Raw genomic sequence first — 17,089 nt, 5'->3', positions numbered from 1 at the left:
CCTGTCAGGTCAACCGCTGTAAATCGCGCAAAACCATCGCTACATCTGGCTTTTTCCGGCGGATGGAGAACATCGGGCGATGATTCGCGATGACATCAAGGCTGCGCTTGTCGCGGCGATGAAGGGCGGCGACAAGGCGGGGACCTCGACGATCCGGCTGATCCAGTCGGCGATCAAGAACCGCGACATCGAACTGCGCACGTCCGACAAGGCTCCGGACGACGATCTGCTCGTCACCGAGGTGCTTCAAAAAATGATCAAGCAGCGCCGCGAATCGGTCGAGCTCTACCGCAAGGGCAACCGCGAGGAGCTGGCCGCCAACGAGGAGGCCGAGATCGCCGTGATCGAGCGCTTCCTGCCGGCCCAGATGGACGAGGCCGCAGCCAATGCCGCGATCCAGGCGATCATCGCCGAAACCGGCGCCTCCTCGATGAGGGACATGGGCCGAGTCATGGCTCTGGTGAAAGAACGCCACGCCAGCGCCATTGAGCCCGCCCGCGCCAGCGCTTTGGTCAAAGCCGCTTTGGCATAAAAAAGGCCCCGCCGTCGGCGACGGCGGAGCCCAATTTCCCGAATGCTGGAACTTATGCGGTGGCTCTTTTGCCGCCCGGCATCATTGCTCCAAGGCCCGGGATGCCTTCGACCGCCAGGCCATAAAGACGGATCGCCATTGCGGTGAAGAGGGCGCCGGCCATGCCGAGCTGCAAATTGCCGCAGATCGCGGCGAGCTGCGCGCCGATTGCCGGAATATTGGCGATGGCCGCGCCGAGGATCGGCAAGGCGATGACCGTGACACCGGCGGTAACATAGCGGTCCTGCGGCAAGGTTATGCCGGCAACCAGGCCCAGGAAGACCAGCCACACCGGAACAACCACCATCGGCAGGGCCACGAACCCCGTAACGATGGCGACGATGATGTAGAGTGTGCGGGCAAGCCCGCTGACCATGTTCAACATAGGAAACCCCTCCCCTAAGAATTCCGTCGAAGCGATCTTGCGCCGCCTTGTTACGGAACGGGAACAGGTTAACCCCAAAAACACTTATCCACAGGATGGAATGAATCTTTCTGATTCAACATGTTGGGGCCACTGCCGGAATTTCGCCTATTAGTAGTTGGGCAAAATTACCGACTCGGTTGAGCAGTCCGGCCCGAGTCATTATCGCTGGTGATGTGACCCTTTCCCCGCAATGGCTGGACGAATTGCGCTCGCGGACCTTGCTGTCCGCGATACTTGCGCCGTCGGTGAAGCTCATCAAGGCGGGGCGCGAGTTCAAGGCGTGCTGCCCGTTCCACAACGAGAAGACACCGAGCTTCTACGTCAATGACGAGAAGCACTTTTATCACTGCTTCGGCTGCGGGGCGCATGGCGACGCCATCCGCTTTCTAACCGACGCGCGGGGCCTACCTTTCATGGACGCCGTCAAGGAACTGGCGGGCAAGGCCGGCATGGAAGTCCCGGCCATGGACCCGCGCGCAAAGGAGCAGGCCGAGCGCTCCGCCGGTCTCTACGACGTCACGGAAGCCGCGCAGCGCTGGTTCGTCGAGCAGCTGGATGGGGTCGAGGGGGGAGACGCCCGCAAATATCTCAAGCAGCGCGGCATCTCGGACGCGACGAAGAAGAAGTTCGGCTTCGGCCTCGCCCCGGATTCGCGCGGCAAACTGAAGAAGGCGCTGGAGACCTTCGGCAACGACAAGCTGGTCGAAGCCGGCCTCCTCATCCAGCATGAGGACAAGAAGGAACCTTACGACCGGTTCCGCGGCCGCCTGACCTTCCCGATCCGCGACCCGCGTGGCCGCGTCGTAGCCTTTTCCGCCCGCATCCTCGGCGACGGCGAGCCCAAATATCTCAACAGCCCGGACACGCCGCTCTTCGACAAGGGCCGCACCCTGTTCAACCTCGACCTCGCCGGCCCCGCCAGCCGCAAGGCGGGCCGAGTCCTCATCGTCGAAGGGCAGATGGACGTCATCGCGCTCGACCAGGCGGGCATCGGCGAAGTCGTCGCGCCGCTCGGCACCGCACTGACCGAGCACCAGCTGGAGCGGCTGTGGCGGCTGGAGCCGGCGCCGATCTGCTGCTTCGATGGCGATGCCGCCGGACAGAAGGCCGCCGTCCGAGCCGCCTTGCGCGCCCTTCCGCACCTCAGCCCCGACCGTACCCTGCGTTTCGTCGCCTTGCCCGCGGGCCAGGATCCCGACGATGTCGTCCGCTCCGGCGGCAAGGCGGCATTCGAGGCCTTGCTCGAACTCTCCGAGCCGCTCGTCGATCGACTGTGGCGAGCCGAAGTCGATGCCGCGCCGCTCGACACGCCAGAAGCCCGTGCCGGCCTCCGCAAGCGGCTGCTCGACCACACGCAGGCCATCGCCGACCCCAACGTCCGCCAGCTCTACCGCGACGAATGGCTGGGCCGGTTCGATAGCCAGTTCCGCAGCCAGCAGACCCAGCAGCAGGGCCAGGCCTTCACCCGCCGCGGCGAGTGGAAGCGGGGCAAGTTTACGCCCCCGACCCCCCCGGTCGGCCAAGCTGCCCGCGCCATTTCACAGATCGGCGTCGCCCCGGCGATGGCGGCGGCGGTGGTCGCCGGCTGCATCCGCCACCCGAGCGTGCTGCACGACCATGTCGAGCAGGTCTCGCTCTTCCGCATCGCCGACAAACCGCTGGCGGCGCTCCGCGACTTCCTGGTCGAATTCGCGCTTTCACACCCCAGCCTTGATTCGGCCCTGCTGGAAACCACATTAAGGGACAGCGAACATCAGCCTTTGGCGGCGAAGTTGCTGCGTCCCGATCGCACAAGCTTCTCTTTCAACCAGAAGGACGCCGATCCAGCGCGCGCATATCGCGAGTTCGAAGGCGTTTTGATGATGCTGGTGGACAAGGGATTATTGGAAAACGCCTTCAACCAGGCGACGGACGAACTGAAGGCGGAAATCACCGAAGAACGGCTTGCCAAGCAGGCGCATTTGCGTGCGGCGATCCGTGATGTGGATAACAGGCTGGCGTCCCTCGCCAGCAGTGAGTAAGCGGCGAATTAATATGGCGAAAAACGAAACCCCCGAAATCGAGGCCGAAGGCGGCGATGCCCCGCTGATCGACCTCAACGATGCTCAGATCAAGAAGCTGATCGCCCGTGCCAAGAAACGCGGCGTCATCACTTATGACGAGCTCAACGAAGCCCTGCCGCAGGACCAGATGTCGTCCGAGCAGATCGAGGACATCATGTCCGCGATCAGCGAGATGGGCGTCAACATCGTCGAGAGCGCCGAGGATTCGGACGACGAGGACGAGAAAGAGGACGAACCCCAGGAAGACGAGGTCGATCCCCTCGACGATGGCGGCCCCCGCCCTGCCGCCGCGGTCAAGAAGGAAGCCGTCGACCGCACCGACGACCCGGTCCGCATGTACCTGCGCGAGATGGGCGCGGTGGAGCTGCTCAGCCGCGAAGGCGAGATCGCCATCGCCAAGCGCATCGAGGCCGGCCGCGACACCATGATCTGGGGCCTCTGCGAATCCCCCATCACCTTCAACGCCATCATCGAATGGTCGAACATGCTGAACGAAGGCAGCATGCAGCTCCGCGAGATCCTCGACCTCGACGCCATGGTCTCCAAGGGCCCGACGGCCGAGCAGATCAGCGAGTCCGAGAATGAGGACGGCGAAGGCGACGGCGAAATCAGCGAGAAGACCGCCGGCCCGACCATCAAGGAAGAGGAAGACGTCGAGGAAGAGCCCGCCGCCGAGGACGAGGAGGACGAGCTCACCGAACGCCGCACGCCGCGCCCCACGGAGGAAGAGGACGAGGACAACACCCTCTCCCTCGCCCAGATGGAAGAGCAGCTGAAACCGCTGGCGCTTGAGCGGTTCGCGCAGATCACGGCGACCTACAAGAAATTCTCCAAGGTGCAGCAGGCCCGGCTCGAGGCCTTCGGCAACGCACAGGCCTTCGCCCCCGCCGACGAGAAGAAGTACCAGAAGCTGTCGGAAGAGCTGACCGCCCTCGTCGAGAGCGTCCAGTTCCACGCGTCGAAGATCGAATATCTCGTCGACCAGCTCTACAGCTACAACCGCCGCCTGACCGCGCTCGGTGGCCAGATGCTCCGCCTCGCCGAGCGTCACCGCGTGCCGCGCAAGGCCTTCCTCGACAGCTACATGGGCAATGAGCTCGACGACAAATGGCTGAAGCGCGCGTCCGCCACCGACAAGAAGTGGGCCGCCTTCGCCGACGCCGAGGGCGACACGGTCGAGCGCATCCGCGGCGAAATCAGCGAGATCGCCCAGTCGACCGGCATGGCGCTCGCCGAGTTCCGCCGCATCGTCAACCAGATCCAGAAAGGCGAACGCGAAGCCCGCATCGCCAAGAAGGAAATGGTCGAGGCGAACCTCCGCCTCGTCATCTCCATCGCCAAGAAATACACCAACCGCGGCCTGCAGTTCCTGGACCTCATCCAGGAAGGCAACATCGGCCTGATGAAGGCGGTCGACAAGTTCGAGTACCGCCGCGGCTATAAATTCTCGACCTACGCCACCTGGTGGATCCGGCAGGCGATCACCCGCTCGATCGCCGACCAGGCACGCACCATCCGTATCCCGGTCCACATGATCGAAACGATCAACAAGTTGGTCCGCACCTCGCGCCAGTTCCTCCACGAATGCGGCCGTGAGCCGACGCCGGAAGAGCTGGCCGAGCGCCTCTCCATGCCGCTGGAGAAGGTCCGCAAGGTGATGAAGATCGCCAAGGAGCCGATCAGCCTCGAAACGCCGATCGGCGACGAGGAAGACAGCCACCTGGGCGATTTCATCGAGGACAAGAACGCCGTCATCCCCGTCGATGCGGCGATCCAGGCCAACCTCAAGGAAACCGTCACCCGCGTGCTGGCGAGCCTAACCCCACGCGAAGAACGCGTGCTCCGCATGCGCTTCGGCATCGGCATGAACACCGATCACACGCTGGAAGAAGTCGGCCAGCAGTTCAGCGTCACCCGCGAACGCATCCGTCAGATCGAGGCAAAGGCTTTGCGGAAGCTGAAGCATCCGTCGCGGTCGCGGAAGATGCGCTCCTTTCTCGATCAGTGAGGCTGCCGCCTCACTGATCGTCATTCCCGCGAACCTTTCTTTCGTCATTCCCGCGAAAGCGGGAACCCCGCTTGTTGAAAACGAGATTCGGACGACCTGAATTCTGCGTGCCGGGAGCCAGCCTTTCGGCCGAGGGGCGCCCACAAGAGCGTTGCCCGAATGGAATCACTCCCGACCGGCAGAGACTTATCCCACCGCGCGAGATTCGGCCACTGCTCGCCCTTCCCCAGTCCCTTAATTTAGATTAAATAGACCCCCGCTCGGTTGAGTCGCCCAAAGGCGCTCAGGCGAGCTTTTTTATTCGCCGCTTCGACCGCCTCGGACGACCTTCAATGGAAAGGGACGTCACTATGTCATGCGCCGGATACACCGTCAGGTTGGACAACGGCACGGAGCTGTGCCTACCGCGTTACCGCGAGATCGTGCATTGGAAGAAACCGGATCCCGATCCGAAATTCCGCCTGTTCGACGACCTCGATATTCTCGCGATAATCAACGAGGGCATCGGCCACCTCGCCAACGAGCATCTGCGCAAGTCGCTGTCGGAGGCCGTCGCCAGTGCCGCCAGGTCGATCGAGCTTCCCAAGGGCGTGACGCTCGGGGACGGCTTTAACCAGAAGGCCTTCATGGCCTCCAAGTGACTCTGGAACGAGGATGGATCGGGGGCCGTTCGCGGCCCCCTTTTCCTTTGTGTGGCGGGGACGCGAAAGCCGGCCGGCGGGTCAGCGCAAGGTGAACTCGACTGACTCCACAATTCACTCGCGTGACAGTCGTTCTTGCATACTCGCGCGTCGGAAATTGAGACGCTATAGTGGGCCTGTGCCGAACGCCTCTTGATGGAGGGCGACGAGGCACGTCTCAAAAAATCAGCCCCTTCTTACGTCTGAGTCACGCGATCTTGACGCGGAACAAAACGTGTCTCATTTATCTTGTGAGGAGAACAAGAGATGAACGACCACGAACATCTTGTAGAGATATTTGTCAACACCGACAGCCACAACGAGCCCAAGGGAAAGATCACGTTTGATCGGCTCGTCCAGCTCGCTTTTGGTGAAGGAGCAGATTTGAACGCCGGCTATAAGGTTACCTACCAAGCGGGGCAAAGCGGAGAGGACAAAGATCTGCCCAAGAAGGGTGAAGTTGAGATCCACAAGGGCATGATCTTCAATGTCTCTCTTACCGCCTTCTCATAACGACAGCTTCCAAAGGCTCCTGGATGAAGGTTTCACGCTGTATCGGCACGGAGCCTTCATCGTGGGTCGCGTACCTTTTTTGGATGCCAACCTGACCGTTCAACATGGCCTCCTAATCGACGCGATTTCGGAGGAAGCGGGTGGCGTGGCAGGGCAATCCCCGTTTCTGCATCAGTTCCTCTTCTCCGGTGGGACCCCGAGTAACATTGATGGTACTCAATTGGTACTTGGTGGCGGTCCCGACAACAGACTAATTTTTGACAATGTGAATGCCGATTGGTTCTGGTCATTCAAAAAAACTGAAAATGGACAAGCTCGGGACTATGTTGATTTCTACGAGAAGTTTCGACACCACTTCGACGCTATAACTGCACCTGTCCGCCATCTATATCCTGATGTCGAACTTAAGCCGTTTGTAAACGTGCTTTCGGTCGAGGACGACAACAATCCTTTTGTTTTTAATGATGAACACTCGGCCAGAGCTGCTGTGATGGATTTACGAGAAAATCTCTTGGCTCATAGAGTCGGAGTGATCGGGGTTGGTGGAACTGGCAGCTTCATCGTCGACTTACTAAGCAAGTCTCCCGTAAATAAGATTGTCGTGTTCGATCCTGACATTTTGAAAGTTCACAACACCTTTCGCAGCCCAGGGCCCGCGATCCGAGAGGATTTAGGGCGGCCAAAGGCAGAACTGTTGGCGCATCGATATCTTCGATCTCACAAGAGGGTGGAACACCACAACGTGGCTGTGAGTCCGGCGAATGCCGAGCTGCTGGAAGGACTCACGTTCGTGTTCGTGTGTGTGGACAAAGAAGGGGTCCGAAGAGAACTCGCAACTTTGCTGCTCGAGAAAGACATTCCATTCATCGACACCGGAATGGGTCTGGATCGCAGCGCCGCCGGCTTAACTGGAATGGTTCGGACTACATTGAGCCGTCCCGAATCTCGCCCCATGATAGAAGCCGAATTCACGACCCCCGCGCACGAGGTGGCCGAGAATATCTATCATACGAATATTCAGACCGCAGACCTGAATGCGCTAAATGCGGCGACGGCGGTGATGATGTTCAAGAAATATGCTGGTTACTACGCGGAGATGCCACAAACATGGCAGAGCCTGCTCACGGTCCAAACCGGCTCCACGATAAGATATCCGTGTTAGACCGCCTGGAATTAGAACGCGTCGAACGCCTGCCGAAGGTTTTGGAACCTGGCATTATCTACTTCAGCGAGCGGTTTAGGGTTGCGGCGCACTTGTGCGCTTGCGGCTGCGGAGAACGGGTGATCACCCCAATCGGCAACATCGATTGGAGCTTGGATGAATCGAGCCGAGGGCCTTCCCTCTATCCTTCGATAGGCAATTGGAATCTGCCCTGTCGATCACACTATTGGATAAGGGATGGGCGGGTCATTCCCAGCCGCACTTGGTCAAATGAGGAAGTTCAAGACGCCGCGGCGAAGGAGCGCAGATTCCGAAGTGCGAAGAGCGATCCAATTGATTCTCTCCAGCCAGCATGGCGACGTATTCGGAAGGCACTCGACAGTATAATTGGACTATTTCGGTAAGGTACCCTAGCCTTGAAGGGAGTGATGCCGTGCACAAGAATCTGTTCGCGTATGCGGATCGACAAGGGGTCTATGAAGCGCTCCAGCGCGACTATAAAAGAGATCACCGACAGATCCAGGTAATGGATCTAGTGGTGTTCGCTGCCGTAGCTTTCTTGGCACGGCATTTGAGTGGGTGGGATTACGCAGCGGTAGTAATCGGCACAGTCGTCTTAATGACTAGGCTCAATACTTTTATCGACAATAGCAATCGCAACTTCTTCATGCATATGATTGATTGGTTGGATGCCAAAGCGCAATTACGGTGAAAGAAATTACGGGAATTACGACGACAGCTCACTCAATTCCCCGACCCGCCGCCCCAACCACACGATTTCGCTGTCCTACAGGGCGTCCCCTGTGCCAGCGTCCCTTTGCTCTTTCAGATTGTCGAATCCGGGCCTCAACCACCCGCCCCGCGACGGGGCAAAGTTGACGAAGTTGACGACCCCCCGTTTTCACAGGCTTGGGGTGTCACCGTGTCGCCCGCAGCAGCAAAGGTAACGCAGGTAACAACCCCCCGTTTTGGTAGGGTTTGGTGTTACCCTCGCGCCGCATCGGGCTGCGAACTTCGCTGAAACAACGCCCCCGCCACATCCGCTCGCTCTCGCCATGCTGGCGCATGGCTGCCGCTCACTTCGTGACGTCAGTCCGGTCCGCTTCGCGGCAGGCTGGCCGAGGCTCACTGTCTCTTCGTGCTGCCTCGCGATTGCTATGCAATCCCTCCCCTGCACTCGGCAGCTCGCTTATTCCGGCAGATCATACCTCTGGTTCGCCTGGCGGTTCGCCACCTCGGGCGGCGTGTCGATGGGAAGGCAGACCGACGGCACGAACTTGCCGTCCTTCCATGCCAGCCTCATCGTGTCCTTCGCGCGTCGCATGTCGGGCTTCCAGCCATATTTGGCCGCCTGCTCCAGGCTCTGGCCCACCCGGATCTTGATGAAGTAATTGAGGGTCGAGGCTTCCTGCAGCGCCTGCCGGATCGCCGTCCGATCGGTCGGCGACAATGTGTCGGCGCCGCTTTGCAGCATCCTCAGGCTTCCCCAGGCCTCGCTCTCCCGGTCCTGGACCGCCCGATAATTGACCAGCGCGCCGTGAATGAAGCCCAGCCGATATTGCTCTTCCGCTGGCAGCAGTGCGAGCCGCCCCGCGGATTCCGCGGCGTCGAAACGCTGGGTCCCGATCGCGAACCAGGTCGCCTGGCTGACCCAGCGCGGCGTCTTGTAGCTGCCGGTGCGGCCCCATTCATCGACGAGCCCGCGCAGTTCCTTCAGGCGCTTGTCGATGCACGGCTGGGCCGCACGCCGCAGCTCCAGGGTGCCGAGCGATTCCTCGATCTCGTTGGTGAGCGCGGTCCGGGTTTCCGCCGCCTCGCTCCGCTGGTTCAAGGCTTCGGCCGCTTGTTGTGCACCCAGAGCGATCAGGACGCCGAGGACGATCACTCCGACCTCGCCGGCAAATGCCCTCCATCCGTGCGCCGGTCGCAAGTTGAGCGCCATGACCCTGCCCCCTTTCCGCCGAGCTTAGCAGCATTGGCGGGTCGGGAGAAAAGCCCCGGATTCGCTATTTCGGGTCGGACGCCCTACATGGGATGCAGCTACTAGTCGCAAATTGACGGTCTACAGGCGCTTTGCGGCTCCTCATTCCTTCGCTTCGCTACTCCTAGCGCCCGGGGACCGATTGGCGGTCCTCGCAAGTGAAAGGAAAATCTCCCATGCCGACAGGCACCGTAAAATTCTTCAACGAAACCAAGGGCTACGGCTTCATCTCGCCGGATGATGGCGGCACCGACAGCTTCGTCCACATTACCGATGTCGAGCGCGCGGGCCTCCGCACGCTGAGCAACAACCAGAAGGTCACCTACGACGTCGAGACCGACCAGCGTGGCAAGGCTCGCGCCGTCAACCTTCAGGACGCCAGCTAAGCAACCGAGCGCAGCGACGCCGGCGTGAAACGCCGGCGGCGCGGCGCGAAGAGCTCGCGAAAGCCGGCCAGCCTGCCGCGCGAGCGGTCAGGACTGACGTCACGGGATTCACTCCCGTGACGGCCCCGGCGGGAAGGAATGTTGAATGAAAGACCGTGACATCTACCTCCAGCGCGCCGCCGAAGCCCGCGCCGATGCGGACAAGGCGACGCTCGCCAACGTCCGTGAGCGCTGCCTGCGCGCCGAATCTGCCTGGACGGTGATGGCCGAGCGCGCCGAGCGCACGGAGAAGATGCGGGTCGCGCATGAAGTCGCCAAGGCCAGCGACGCGGCGAAAGCCGCCGAGGCTGCCGCCGCCGCGGAGCCGGTGGCCTAAGGGCGATTTCGCTGCAGCTCTTGCGACTTTTGGCCTCTAGCGGCGGCGATAACCGCTGCTAAGGCTCGCCCCATGAGCGAGCGGTCGGCGAAAGCCGTGGATTGGAACGGTATTGGCCTTGGCATGGTCAGTGCCGGCAAGTTCGAGGAGGCGGCGGCCTGCTTTCGCCGCGCGGTCGAGCTCGACCCGGACCTGGCGCCGGCGCAGAACAACCTGGGCGCGGCGCTGGTCCATCTCGGCAAGTTCGCCGAGGCCGAACAGCCGCTGAGCGAGGCCCTGCGCCTTAATTCCGCGGACTCGCAGGCGCTGCACAACATGGGCCTCGTCTGCCGCAACTGCGGCCGCCAGGAAGAGGCACTGGGCTGGTTCGACCAGGCGCTGGAGGCGCAGCCGACGTTTCCCGATTGCTACAATAATCGCGGCATCGCCTTGCTCGACCTCCGCCGCGCGCAGGATGCGGTGGCGGATTTCCACCGCGCCATGCAGCAGGATCCCGCCTCCGCACAGGCGATCAGCAATCTTGGCAACGCCTATCGCGACCTGGGCCGCAACGACGACGCCATCGCCTGTCACCGCAAGGCCGTGGAGCTGCAGCCGACATACGTCGAAGCCTGGTACAATCTTGGTACCTTGCTCGTGACTCTCGGCCAGATGGAACAGGCAGTGCAGTGCCTGAAACAGGCCACCGCCTTGAGGCCCGGCTTTGCGCTGGCGCATCTCAACCTCGGCGTCGCCCTCGCCAGCCTGCGCCGCCGGGACGAAGCCATCGCCAGCTTCAGCCGGGCGCTGGAGGTCGATCCCGGCAATGCCCTCGCCCGGGCCCAGCGTATGCATTTCCTGGCCCGCAAATGTGATTGGGATGCGCTGGAGGCGGACATGAAGCTGCTGCCCCGGCTCGGCGTTGAGGGAGGCATCATCCCGCCCTTCGCAGTCCTCGGCCTCGAAGATGCGCCGATGCGGCACCTGGAGCGCTCCCGGCGTTTCGCTGCCCAGACCTTCGCGAAGGTCGCGCCACCGCTTGCCGCGCCCACGACCCGGCCCGAGCGGCTCAAGATCGGCTATTTCTCTTTCGACTATACCGAGCATGCGGTGATGCAGCTCGCCGTCGGACTGTTCGAGGCCCATGACCGTGACAGGTTCGAACTCCATGCCTTCTCTTACGGGCCGCCGAAGGACAATCCGATGCGGCGCCGGCTGGAGGCGGCATTCGACCGCTTCACCGACGTCTCCACCCTGTCGGACGCGGCCATCGCCGCTGCCTCCCGCAAGGCCGGCATCGACATCGCCGTCGACCTGCAAGGCTACACAGAGGGCTCCCGTCTCGGCATTTTTGCCCATCGCGCCGCGCCATTGCAGATGACCTTTCTCGGCTATCCAGGCACCACCGGCGCGCCGTTCATGGATTACATGATCGCCGACCCGATCGTCTGCCCGCCCCAATGGCGGGACGCCTATTCGGAAAAGCTCATTCTGCTGCCGGATTGCTACCAGCCCAACGGCCGCCGCAGCCTTGCGAAGCAAGTACCAACCCGCACCGAGGCTGGGCTTCCGGAAGATGGCTTTGTCTTCTGTTGCTTCAACAACAGCTACAAAATCGGACCACCAGAGTTCGACATCTGGATGCGGCTGCTGAAGGCCGTCGACGGCAGCGTCCTTTGGCTCCTTGCACCAACGCCGGACGTTGAGCGTAACCTTAGGGTCCAGGCCGAGCGACGCGGCGTATCCGCCGACCGCCTCGTTTTCGCGCCGCCCGCGTCGGTTCCGGACCATCTTGACCGTCAGGCACTGGCCGACCTGTTCCTCGACACATTTGCGTACAATGCTCACACGACGGCGAGCGATGCGCTGGCGGCGGGGCTACCGCTGGTAACGAAGCTGGGAGACGGTTTCGCGGCACGCGTGGCGGCGATCATACTCACGGCCGCCGGGATGGCTGAACTGATCACGACGAGCGAAACGGATTACGAAGCGATGGCCCTGAACCTGGCGCGCAATCCCGAGCAACTCGCCGCTATCCGCGGCAAGCTCAGGGCGACAATTGACAGCTCGCCCCTGTTCGACGCGCCGCGCTTCGCCCGGGCGATCGAAGCTGGATATGACGACGCATTCGGACGTTTGGTGAATGGGGAACCGGCGAACGATTTCGAGGTCGCAGCGCGCCCTGTTAACCAGTCGGGATAAACGGCCCTTAACCCATTCTTGGCAAAAGACCCCTGGATGTGAGGGGGTTGGTTTGAAGCGCGGGTCCAAGGGCAACATGGCATTCGGCAAAAGACTCGATGTTCCTGGCGGTCAGCGCAAGGCCGGACGCAGCGCCGTGCGCCTGTCGGCCTCGCTGCAGGCGCTGAACTGTTCGCGACCCGTGACCCTGCTCGACGTCTCCAACACCGGTGCCAAGATGACCATGCCAGAGCCGATGTACCGCGGGCAGGAAGTCTGGCTGAAGGTTTCCGACGTCCAGATCTTCGGGATTGTCCGCTGGGTCCGCGGCCATAATTGCGGGATCGTCTTCGATGCGCCGCTCAGCGACCGCCAGCTCGCAACCTTCCAGAGCCGCGGCCGCACCGTGGCCATGGATGGAGTGAGCCGCGAGGACCAACTGGGCGCCGAAGACTGGCAGGCTTACGCGGGCTTCTAACCCTCAAGCTTGGCGGATTTCGCCAACCTGAAGCACGAATTGGCAAATTTCACCATGCGCTGCGACGCAGCAATGTCTTGTAAATCAAATACTTACTAATCTGGCACGGCCCTTGCTTATTGATTTGCATCGGGCGGCACCGCCGCTCCGCAAAGGCAAATGAAGGACCTGACCAGATGACCGCCAAGACGACCAACCTCATGCTCCGCAACGACACCATCCTTGGCGTCTGCGAGGCGATTGGCCAGGACTTTGGGTTCAACCCGAACTGGCTGAGGGTCGCTTTCTGCATCCCGATGTTCTGGAACCCGGCACTGGTCATGGGCACCTATCTGGGCCTCGGCATTCTCGTCGCCGCCATCCGCTTCGCCTTCCCGGACAAGCGCGCCGACATCGGCAAGGCCGCGCCGGCCGCCACTCACTTGGTCGAAGCCAAAGCGATGGATGTCACAGGGGATCGCGAACCGGAATTGATCGCCGCTTAAGCCTTCAACCTCCACCCCCGGGGGCGTCGCAGCTTCCTCAGCGACGCCCCGCCCTCCTTGTTAATTTATCATTTAACCCGCTTGACCTCTCCGGCTGCACTGGTTGAAACAATTGCCTTGTTGCGTCCCGCTCTGTCAGTGCTGCCGAGGACTGGGAAATGCGAATTGGGGGGCTTCTCGCTGTTGCCGGCGTGCCGATGTTGTTGAGCTCCTGCGCCCTGCCAGCCGAACCGGTGAAGTCCTGCAAGGATGGAGTCTTCGTCCGATTCTCTCCGGGCAGGACGCAACTTGACCTCGACGCCGTCGGGCAGGTGCTCCTCGCCGTCGCCACCCTCGAGGCATGCCCGTCGGCCCGCGCCACCGTCATCGGCCATGCCGACCCTGACGAACAGACGAGACTCAGCGCGGTCAGGGCTTCCAATGTGGCATCCGTTTTGGCCAAGAACGGCATCGATCGCGGCCGGATCCAGATTCGCAATGCCGCTCAAAAAACCTCGGCCAAACCTGACAATCGCTTTGTCAGCGTCGAATGGCGCTGATTCCGTCCCGTTTCGAGGCAGAATTTAACCTCGCTCACCAAATCATGAAGGCGACGGAAACCGTGTCTTTACGCCCTTCCATTACAAGCCGGTCGATAGTGTCCAGCCATGTGGCAGGGAGAGTGAAGAAAATGGCGGCAAACGCGGCAGTCGATCGCAACCAGCCCGGTGTCGTGGAGGCGCAGTTTGCACGCGTCGCCAATGCTGGGACCGCGCGCCATCCGCAGCTGGCTTCGCTCCTCGCCGCATCGGGCCCTTCGTCCGCGCGCGACCTTGCCGACGCCGTTCACCTCCTTTGTCATCTCTACGGCCGCCATCCGGGCCTGACCGACCTCGTCGTACAGTCGGGGACCGCCGGCGGTGCCGCCAATTGGGTCAAGGACGCTGCCGAATCGTTCGAGCGGGAACGTCTCTATCTCGTCCGCCTGACCGCCGCTGTCGGCCCGCAACCCTCGACGGCCGGCTCGGCGCAAACCGAATCGGCGATCGCTGCTCAACGCCACGCACTGGAAACCCTTGCGACCTCCGAGCGCAAAGGTTGCGCCCTGGGCGCCGCAACTGCGCTCGTTGAAGACTGGCGTTCGCTTCGCCGCCTGCTCGACCGCGCCGCCAATCGCGCCGGCATCGACATTCCGGCGTGCACTCTCCCCGATGAGGAATCGGTCGCTCAGGCCATCACGGCAGGCGCCGATACTCCGGGCGCCGAGCGCGCATTGGCCTTCGGCTCCGAGCAGCTCCTGCTCCAGCACCGTGCCCTGTTCGACCTACTCGAAGCGCGTGCCGAGGCTCGACAGGACTAGCCATCGCCGCTTAGTGCGGCCTCATGCGCTTCGAAGGCACTTCCAATTACGTCGCCACCGATGACCTGAAGGTCGCGGTCAATGCCGCCGTCAAGTTGCGGCGGCCGCTGCTCGTCAAAGGCGAACCCGGCACCGGCAAGACGGTTCTCGCCCATGAAATCGCCGGGGCGATCGGCGCGCCGCTGATTGAGTGGCACATCAAGTCGACGACCCGCGCGATCCAGGGCCTGTATGAATATGATGCGGTGGCTAGGCTTCGCGACGGACAGCTCGGCGATGAGCGGGTCCACGATATCGCCAACTACATCAAGCGCGGAAAGCTGTGGGACGCCTTCACCAGTCCCGAGCTTCCGGTGCTGCTGATCGATGAGATCGACAAGGCCGACATCGAATTCCCGAACGACCTCCTCCAGGAGCTCGATCGCATGGAATTCCACGTCTACGAGACCGGCGAGACGGTCCGGGCAGCGGAGCGACCGGTGGTCGTCATCACATCGAACAACGAGAAGGAACTGCCCGACGCGTTCCTGCGCCGGTGCTTCTTCCATTACATCTCGTTCCCGGACCGCGAGACGATGGAGCGAATCGTCGACGTCCACTTTCCCGGCATCCAGAAGATCCTGGTCAGCCGCGCGCTCGATATCTTCTATGAAGTCCGGGATGTGCCGGGCTTGAAGAAGAAGCCTTCGACCAGCGAATTGCTCGATTGGCTGAAGCTGCTTCTGCACGAAGACCTGCCGCTGGACGTGCTGCAGAACCGGGATCCGACCAAGGCGATCCCGCCGCTGCACGGTGCGCTTCTCAAGAACGAGCAGGATGTGATGCTATTCGAACGCCTCGCCTTCATGGCGCGGCGGAACGGCTGACCCTTACAGGCTTCGCATCGCTGTGCTCGCTAGTGCCCCGCACTAGCTGCGCTCAACGATCGTCCCGGTAAGCTAGCTCGAAATTGCCCCAGCGGCGGCCGTTGAATGACAGCGGCACGAAGACGTTTTTCACCGGGATATATTTGTCGCCGAGCTCCATGCGGTAGGTCGCGAGCATCGCCGGCTTGTCGCTGTTGCAGGCGTTGCGCGTCGTCTCGTCCATGAAAATGCGACGGTTGCGGCAATGTTCGTCGTTCCACACCGGATCCGGGCCAGGCGTATGGCAGCGTTCCGACAAGTGGGTCGGGAGATAGCCGTCCATGTTGGTGATCGCAGAGCCGATGATGCGGCCGTCGCGCGCCTTGAAGCGGTCGAGCACGGTGCGGACATGCACGTCGGCGAAGTCGGCGAAGCCGTTGTTGTACTGCGGCGGGTTTGTGCCCTCGATCTGGACATAGTCGCGGTCGAAGACGGCGTCCTCGTCGATCTCGCCGCGAGCGATGCCGGCTTCGACGGCCTGCTGGATGGCGCGCATCGCGTCCTGAGCCAGGGAGATGAACGGCGTGTCGTCGATCTCGGCGCCGGAATTGGCGAGCGTGTCGAGCATGGTGTTCGACAGAAGCTCGAGGTGCGTGAGGCGCTTCTGGGCCTTGATCAGCTGGCCGCCATTGTCGCGGGCATCGCCGGCGAAGGCGGTCAGGCCGGCCTTCACGCGGTCGACGCTGGTTTGGATCATGCTGGTCGAGTGGGCGATGCCTTCGGTCTGGCGATCAACCATGCCGACGATCTCGCTGACTTCCTTCACGGTGTCGTTGATCTGCGCGAAGCCCAGCTGGGCGGCGCGGCTGCGATCAACGCCGGTCTTGATCTCGGTGGTGACGGCGCTGGCCTCCCGGGTCAGCTCGCCGATGGTGGTGGCGATCTGGCTGGTGGCCGAGCGTGTGTCGTGGGCCAGCTTCTTCACTTCGGCGGCGACGACCGCGAAGCTGCGGCCCGCGTCACCGGCGCGGGCGGCCTCGATGGTGGCGTTCAATGCCAACATGTTGGTCTTGCGGGCGATGGTCTCGATGGTCGAAGAGACGGTCTGGACCTGGTTCATTGCCGTCGCGAATCCGGCCATGCGCTCGCCAAGCTGGACGACCAGCTCGGTCAGGCCCTTGAACCCGGCGATGGTCTGCTCGATCGCCTCACGGCCTGCATCCAGCTTGGCCTTGGCCTGCTCAGACAGGAGGCGGGCTTCGTCGGTGCTGTCGGAAACGCGGGCCTGGTCGGTGAGCAGGCGGGTCGTGACCTCCTCAAGATCGTCGAGCGAGTTCAGGTGGACGCTGATGCGCTCGGCGACGTCCTGGACGTAACCCGCGACGTCGCTGCATTCGATCGACAAAGAGCCGCAGTCTCGCGCCACCGCGCGGATCGCGTTTTCGGTCACTTCCTCGATGCCGGCCGTCGCCATAACTCTCACTTCCTCAACTCTCGGTCGCAGTGGGTGTAGGGAGAAATTGTCACCAGCCGGTTAACCAAGCTCGGCACCCTTTCGTCATGCCGAGCTTGACCCGGCATCCGCCTTCTTCTTGAAGCGCGAAAGAAAGGCAGA

Annotated in this window: 19 protein-coding genes; 16 read left to right on the top strand and 3 right to left on the bottom strand. The window is 62.1% G+C overall.

The window, feature by feature from the left end:
• Positions 1–79 precede the first annotated feature (79 nt).
• A complete protein-coding gene (locus LZ536_RS01025) occupies positions 80–532 on the top strand; it encodes a GatB/YqeY domain-containing protein (protein WP_249846457.1) in 453 nt (150 codons plus the stop codon).
• A gap of 52 nt (positions 533–584) precedes the next feature.
• Here LZ536_RS01025 and LZ536_RS01020 read toward each other — a convergent pair whose 3' ends face one another.
• Positions 585–956, bottom strand: coding sequence for a hypothetical protein (locus LZ536_RS01020; RefSeq protein WP_249846456.1), 372 nt, complete (start codon positions 954–956; stop codon positions 585–587).
• 215 nt (positions 957–1,171) lie between these two features.
• On the opposite strand from LZ536_RS01020, the gene dnaG reads away from it, so the two are divergent.
• The 7 genes from dnaG (at position 1,172) to LZ536_RS00990 (ending at position 8,136) form a co-directional block, all read left to right on the top strand.
• The gene (gene dnaG / locus LZ536_RS01015) at positions 1,172–3,019 is read left to right on the top strand and encodes a DNA primase (protein ID WP_249846455.1); all 1,848 of its coding nucleotides are present in this window, start codon (positions 1,172–1,174) and stop codon (positions 3,017–3,019) included.
• Between the two features lie 13 nt (positions 3,020–3,032).
• Positions 3,033–5,069, top strand: coding sequence for an RNA polymerase sigma factor RpoD (gene rpoD, locus LZ536_RS01010; protein WP_249846454.1), 2,037 nt, complete (start codon positions 3,033–3,035; stop codon positions 5,067–5,069).
• Positions 5,070–5,419: 350 nt separating this feature from the next.
• Positions 5,420–5,710, top strand: a complete 291-nt coding sequence (locus LZ536_RS01005) for a hypothetical protein (protein ID WP_249846453.1) — start codon at positions 5,420–5,422, stop codon at positions 5,708–5,710.
• 306 nt (positions 5,711–6,016) lie between these two features.
• Complete coding sequence (locus tag LZ536_RS01000) at positions 6,017–6,262, top strand: multiubiquitin domain-containing protein (protein ID WP_249846452.1); 246 nt, start codon at positions 6,017–6,019, stop codon at positions 6,260–6,262.
• Complete coding sequence (locus LZ536_RS00995; RefSeq protein ID WP_249846451.1) at positions 6,237–7,424, top strand: DUF6791 domain-containing protein; 1,188 nt, start codon at positions 6,237–6,239, stop codon at positions 7,422–7,424. Before LZ536_RS01000 ends, LZ536_RS00995 begins: the two co-directional genes overlap by 26 nt.
• Positions 7,370–7,828 carry a ubiquitination-like system serine protease family protein gene (locus LZ536_RS13150; protein ID WP_431357905.1) on the top strand — a complete coding sequence of 153 codons (459 nt, stop codon included), beginning with the start codon at positions 7,370–7,372 and terminating at the stop codon, positions 7,826–7,828. The genes LZ536_RS00995 and LZ536_RS13150 overlap by 55 nt, the downstream gene beginning before the upstream one ends.
• 29 nt (positions 7,829–7,857) lie before the next feature.
• Positions 7,858–8,136, top strand: a complete 279-nt coding sequence (locus tag LZ536_RS00990) for a hypothetical protein (protein ID WP_249846450.1) — start codon at positions 7,858–7,860, stop codon at positions 8,134–8,136.
• Between the two features lie 477 nt (positions 8,137–8,613).
• On the opposite strand, the gene LZ536_RS00985 is transcribed toward LZ536_RS00990, so the two are convergent.
• Positions 8,614–9,366: a hypothetical protein gene (locus LZ536_RS00985; protein ID WP_249846449.1), complete on the bottom strand. Its 753-nt coding sequence runs from the start codon at positions 9,364–9,366 to the stop codon at positions 8,614–8,616.
• Positions 9,367–9,581: 215 nt separating this feature from the next.
• On the opposite strand from LZ536_RS00985, the gene LZ536_RS00980 reads away from it, so the two are divergent.
• From LZ536_RS00980 to LZ536_RS00945, 8 genes are all read left to right on the top strand, one after another.
• On the top strand, positions 9,582–9,791 hold the full coding sequence (locus LZ536_RS00980; RefSeq protein WP_249846448.1) for a cold-shock protein: 210 nt from the start codon (positions 9,582–9,584) through the stop codon (positions 9,789–9,791).
• A 145-nt stretch (positions 9,792–9,936) separates the two neighbouring features.
• Positions 9,937–10,167 (top strand): hypothetical protein, encoded by a 231-nt coding sequence (locus tag LZ536_RS00975; protein WP_249846447.1) that lies wholly within the window; start codon positions 9,937–9,939, stop codon positions 10,165–10,167.
• A 72-nt stretch (positions 10,168–10,239) separates the two neighbouring features.
• The gene (locus tag LZ536_RS00970; RefSeq protein WP_249846446.1) at positions 10,240–12,348 is read left to right on the top strand and encodes a tetratricopeptide repeat protein; all 2,109 of its coding nucleotides are present in this window, start codon (positions 10,240–10,242) and stop codon (positions 12,346–12,348) included.
• 52 nt (positions 12,349–12,400) lie between these two features.
• Positions 12,401–12,805, top strand: coding sequence for a PilZ domain-containing protein (locus LZ536_RS00965; RefSeq protein WP_249846445.1), 405 nt, complete (start codon positions 12,401–12,403; stop codon positions 12,803–12,805).
• A 176-nt stretch (positions 12,806–12,981) separates the two neighbouring features.
• Complete coding sequence (locus LZ536_RS00960) at positions 12,982–13,290, top strand: PspC domain-containing protein (RefSeq protein ID WP_249846444.1); 309 nt, start codon at positions 12,982–12,984, stop codon at positions 13,288–13,290.
• Positions 13,291–13,448: 158 nt separating this feature from the next.
• Entirely contained in the window at positions 13,449–13,829 is a 381-nt protein-coding gene (locus LZ536_RS00955) for an OmpA family protein (RefSeq protein WP_249846443.1), read from the top strand.
• A 131-nt stretch (positions 13,830–13,960) separates the two neighbouring features.
• Positions 13,961–14,629: a DUF6975 family protein gene (locus LZ536_RS00950; protein ID WP_249846442.1), complete on the top strand. Its 669-nt coding sequence runs from the start codon at positions 13,961–13,963 to the stop codon at positions 14,627–14,629.
• Positions 14,630–14,652: 23 nt separating this feature from the next.
• On the top strand, positions 14,653–15,495 hold the full coding sequence (locus LZ536_RS00945; RefSeq protein ID WP_249846441.1) for an AAA family ATPase: 843 nt from the start codon (positions 14,653–14,655) through the stop codon (positions 15,493–15,495).
• 52 nt (positions 15,496–15,547) lie between these two features.
• On the opposite strand, the gene LZ536_RS00940 is transcribed toward LZ536_RS00945, so the two are convergent.
• The gene (locus LZ536_RS00940; protein WP_249846440.1) at positions 15,548–16,948 is read right to left on the bottom strand and encodes a methyl-accepting chemotaxis protein; all 1,401 of its coding nucleotides are present in this window, start codon (positions 16,946–16,948) and stop codon (positions 15,548–15,550) included.
• Positions 16,949–17,089: the final 141 nt, after the last annotated feature.

The organism is Sphingomonas alba, assembly GCF_023516555.1.
GTDB classification, from domain to species: Bacteria; Pseudomonadota; Alphaproteobacteria; order Sphingomonadales; family Sphingomonadaceae; genus Sphingomicrobium; species Sphingomicrobium album.
Note: the sequence above shows the minus strand (reverse complement) of the source record. Positions and strands in the feature narration are given on the sequence as shown.

Coding starts and splice junctions, on each gene's coding strand:
- LZ536_RS00975 (WP_249846447.1), top strand. CDS start 9,937: ATGAAAGACCGTGACATCTACCTCCAGCGCGCCGCCGAAGCCCGCGCC.
- LZ536_RS01020 (WP_249846456.1), bottom strand. CDS start 956: ATGTTGAACATGGTCAGCGGGCTTGCCCGCACACTCTACATCATCGTC.
- LZ536_RS00995 (WP_249846451.1), top strand. CDS start 6,237: ATGTCTCTCTTACCGCCTTCTCATAACGACAGCTTCCAAAGGCTCCTG.
- LZ536_RS00970 (WP_249846446.1), top strand. CDS start 10,240: ATGAGCGAGCGGTCGGCGAAAGCCGTGGATTGGAACGGTATTGGCCTT.
- LZ536_RS00980 (WP_249846448.1), top strand. CDS start 9,582: ATGCCGACAGGCACCGTAAAATTCTTCAACGAAACCAAGGGCTACGGC.
- LZ536_RS01025 (WP_249846457.1), top strand. CDS start 80: ATGATTCGCGATGACATCAAGGCTGCGCTTGTCGCGGCGATGAAGGGC.
- LZ536_RS01000 (WP_249846452.1), top strand. CDS start 6,017: ATGAACGACCACGAACATCTTGTAGAGATATTTGTCAACACCGACAGC.
- rpoD (WP_249846454.1), top strand. CDS start 3,033: ATGGCGAAAAACGAAACCCCCGAAATCGAGGCCGAAGGCGGCGATGCC.
- LZ536_RS00950 (WP_249846442.1), top strand. CDS start 13,961: ATGGCGGCAAACGCGGCAGTCGATCGCAACCAGCCCGGTGTCGTGGAG.
- LZ536_RS00955 (WP_249846443.1), top strand. CDS start 13,449: ATGCGAATTGGGGGGCTTCTCGCTGTTGCCGGCGTGCCGATGTTGTTG.
- LZ536_RS00945 (WP_249846441.1), top strand. CDS start 14,653: ATGCGCTTCGAAGGCACTTCCAATTACGTCGCCACCGATGACCTGAAG.
- LZ536_RS00985 (WP_249846449.1), bottom strand. CDS start 9,366: ATGGCGCTCAACTTGCGACCGGCGCACGGATGGAGGGCATTTGCCGGC.
- LZ536_RS13150 (WP_431357905.1), top strand. CDS start 7,370: ATGGCAGAGCCTGCTCACGGTCCAAACCGGCTCCACGATAAGATATCC.
- LZ536_RS01005 (WP_249846453.1), top strand. CDS start 5,420: ATGTCATGCGCCGGATACACCGTCAGGTTGGACAACGGCACGGAGCTG.
- LZ536_RS00960 (WP_249846444.1), top strand. CDS start 12,982: ATGACCGCCAAGACGACCAACCTCATGCTCCGCAACGACACCATCCTT.
- LZ536_RS00940 (WP_249846440.1), bottom strand. CDS start 16,948: ATGGCGACGGCCGGCATCGAGGAAGTGACCGAAAACGCGATCCGCGCG.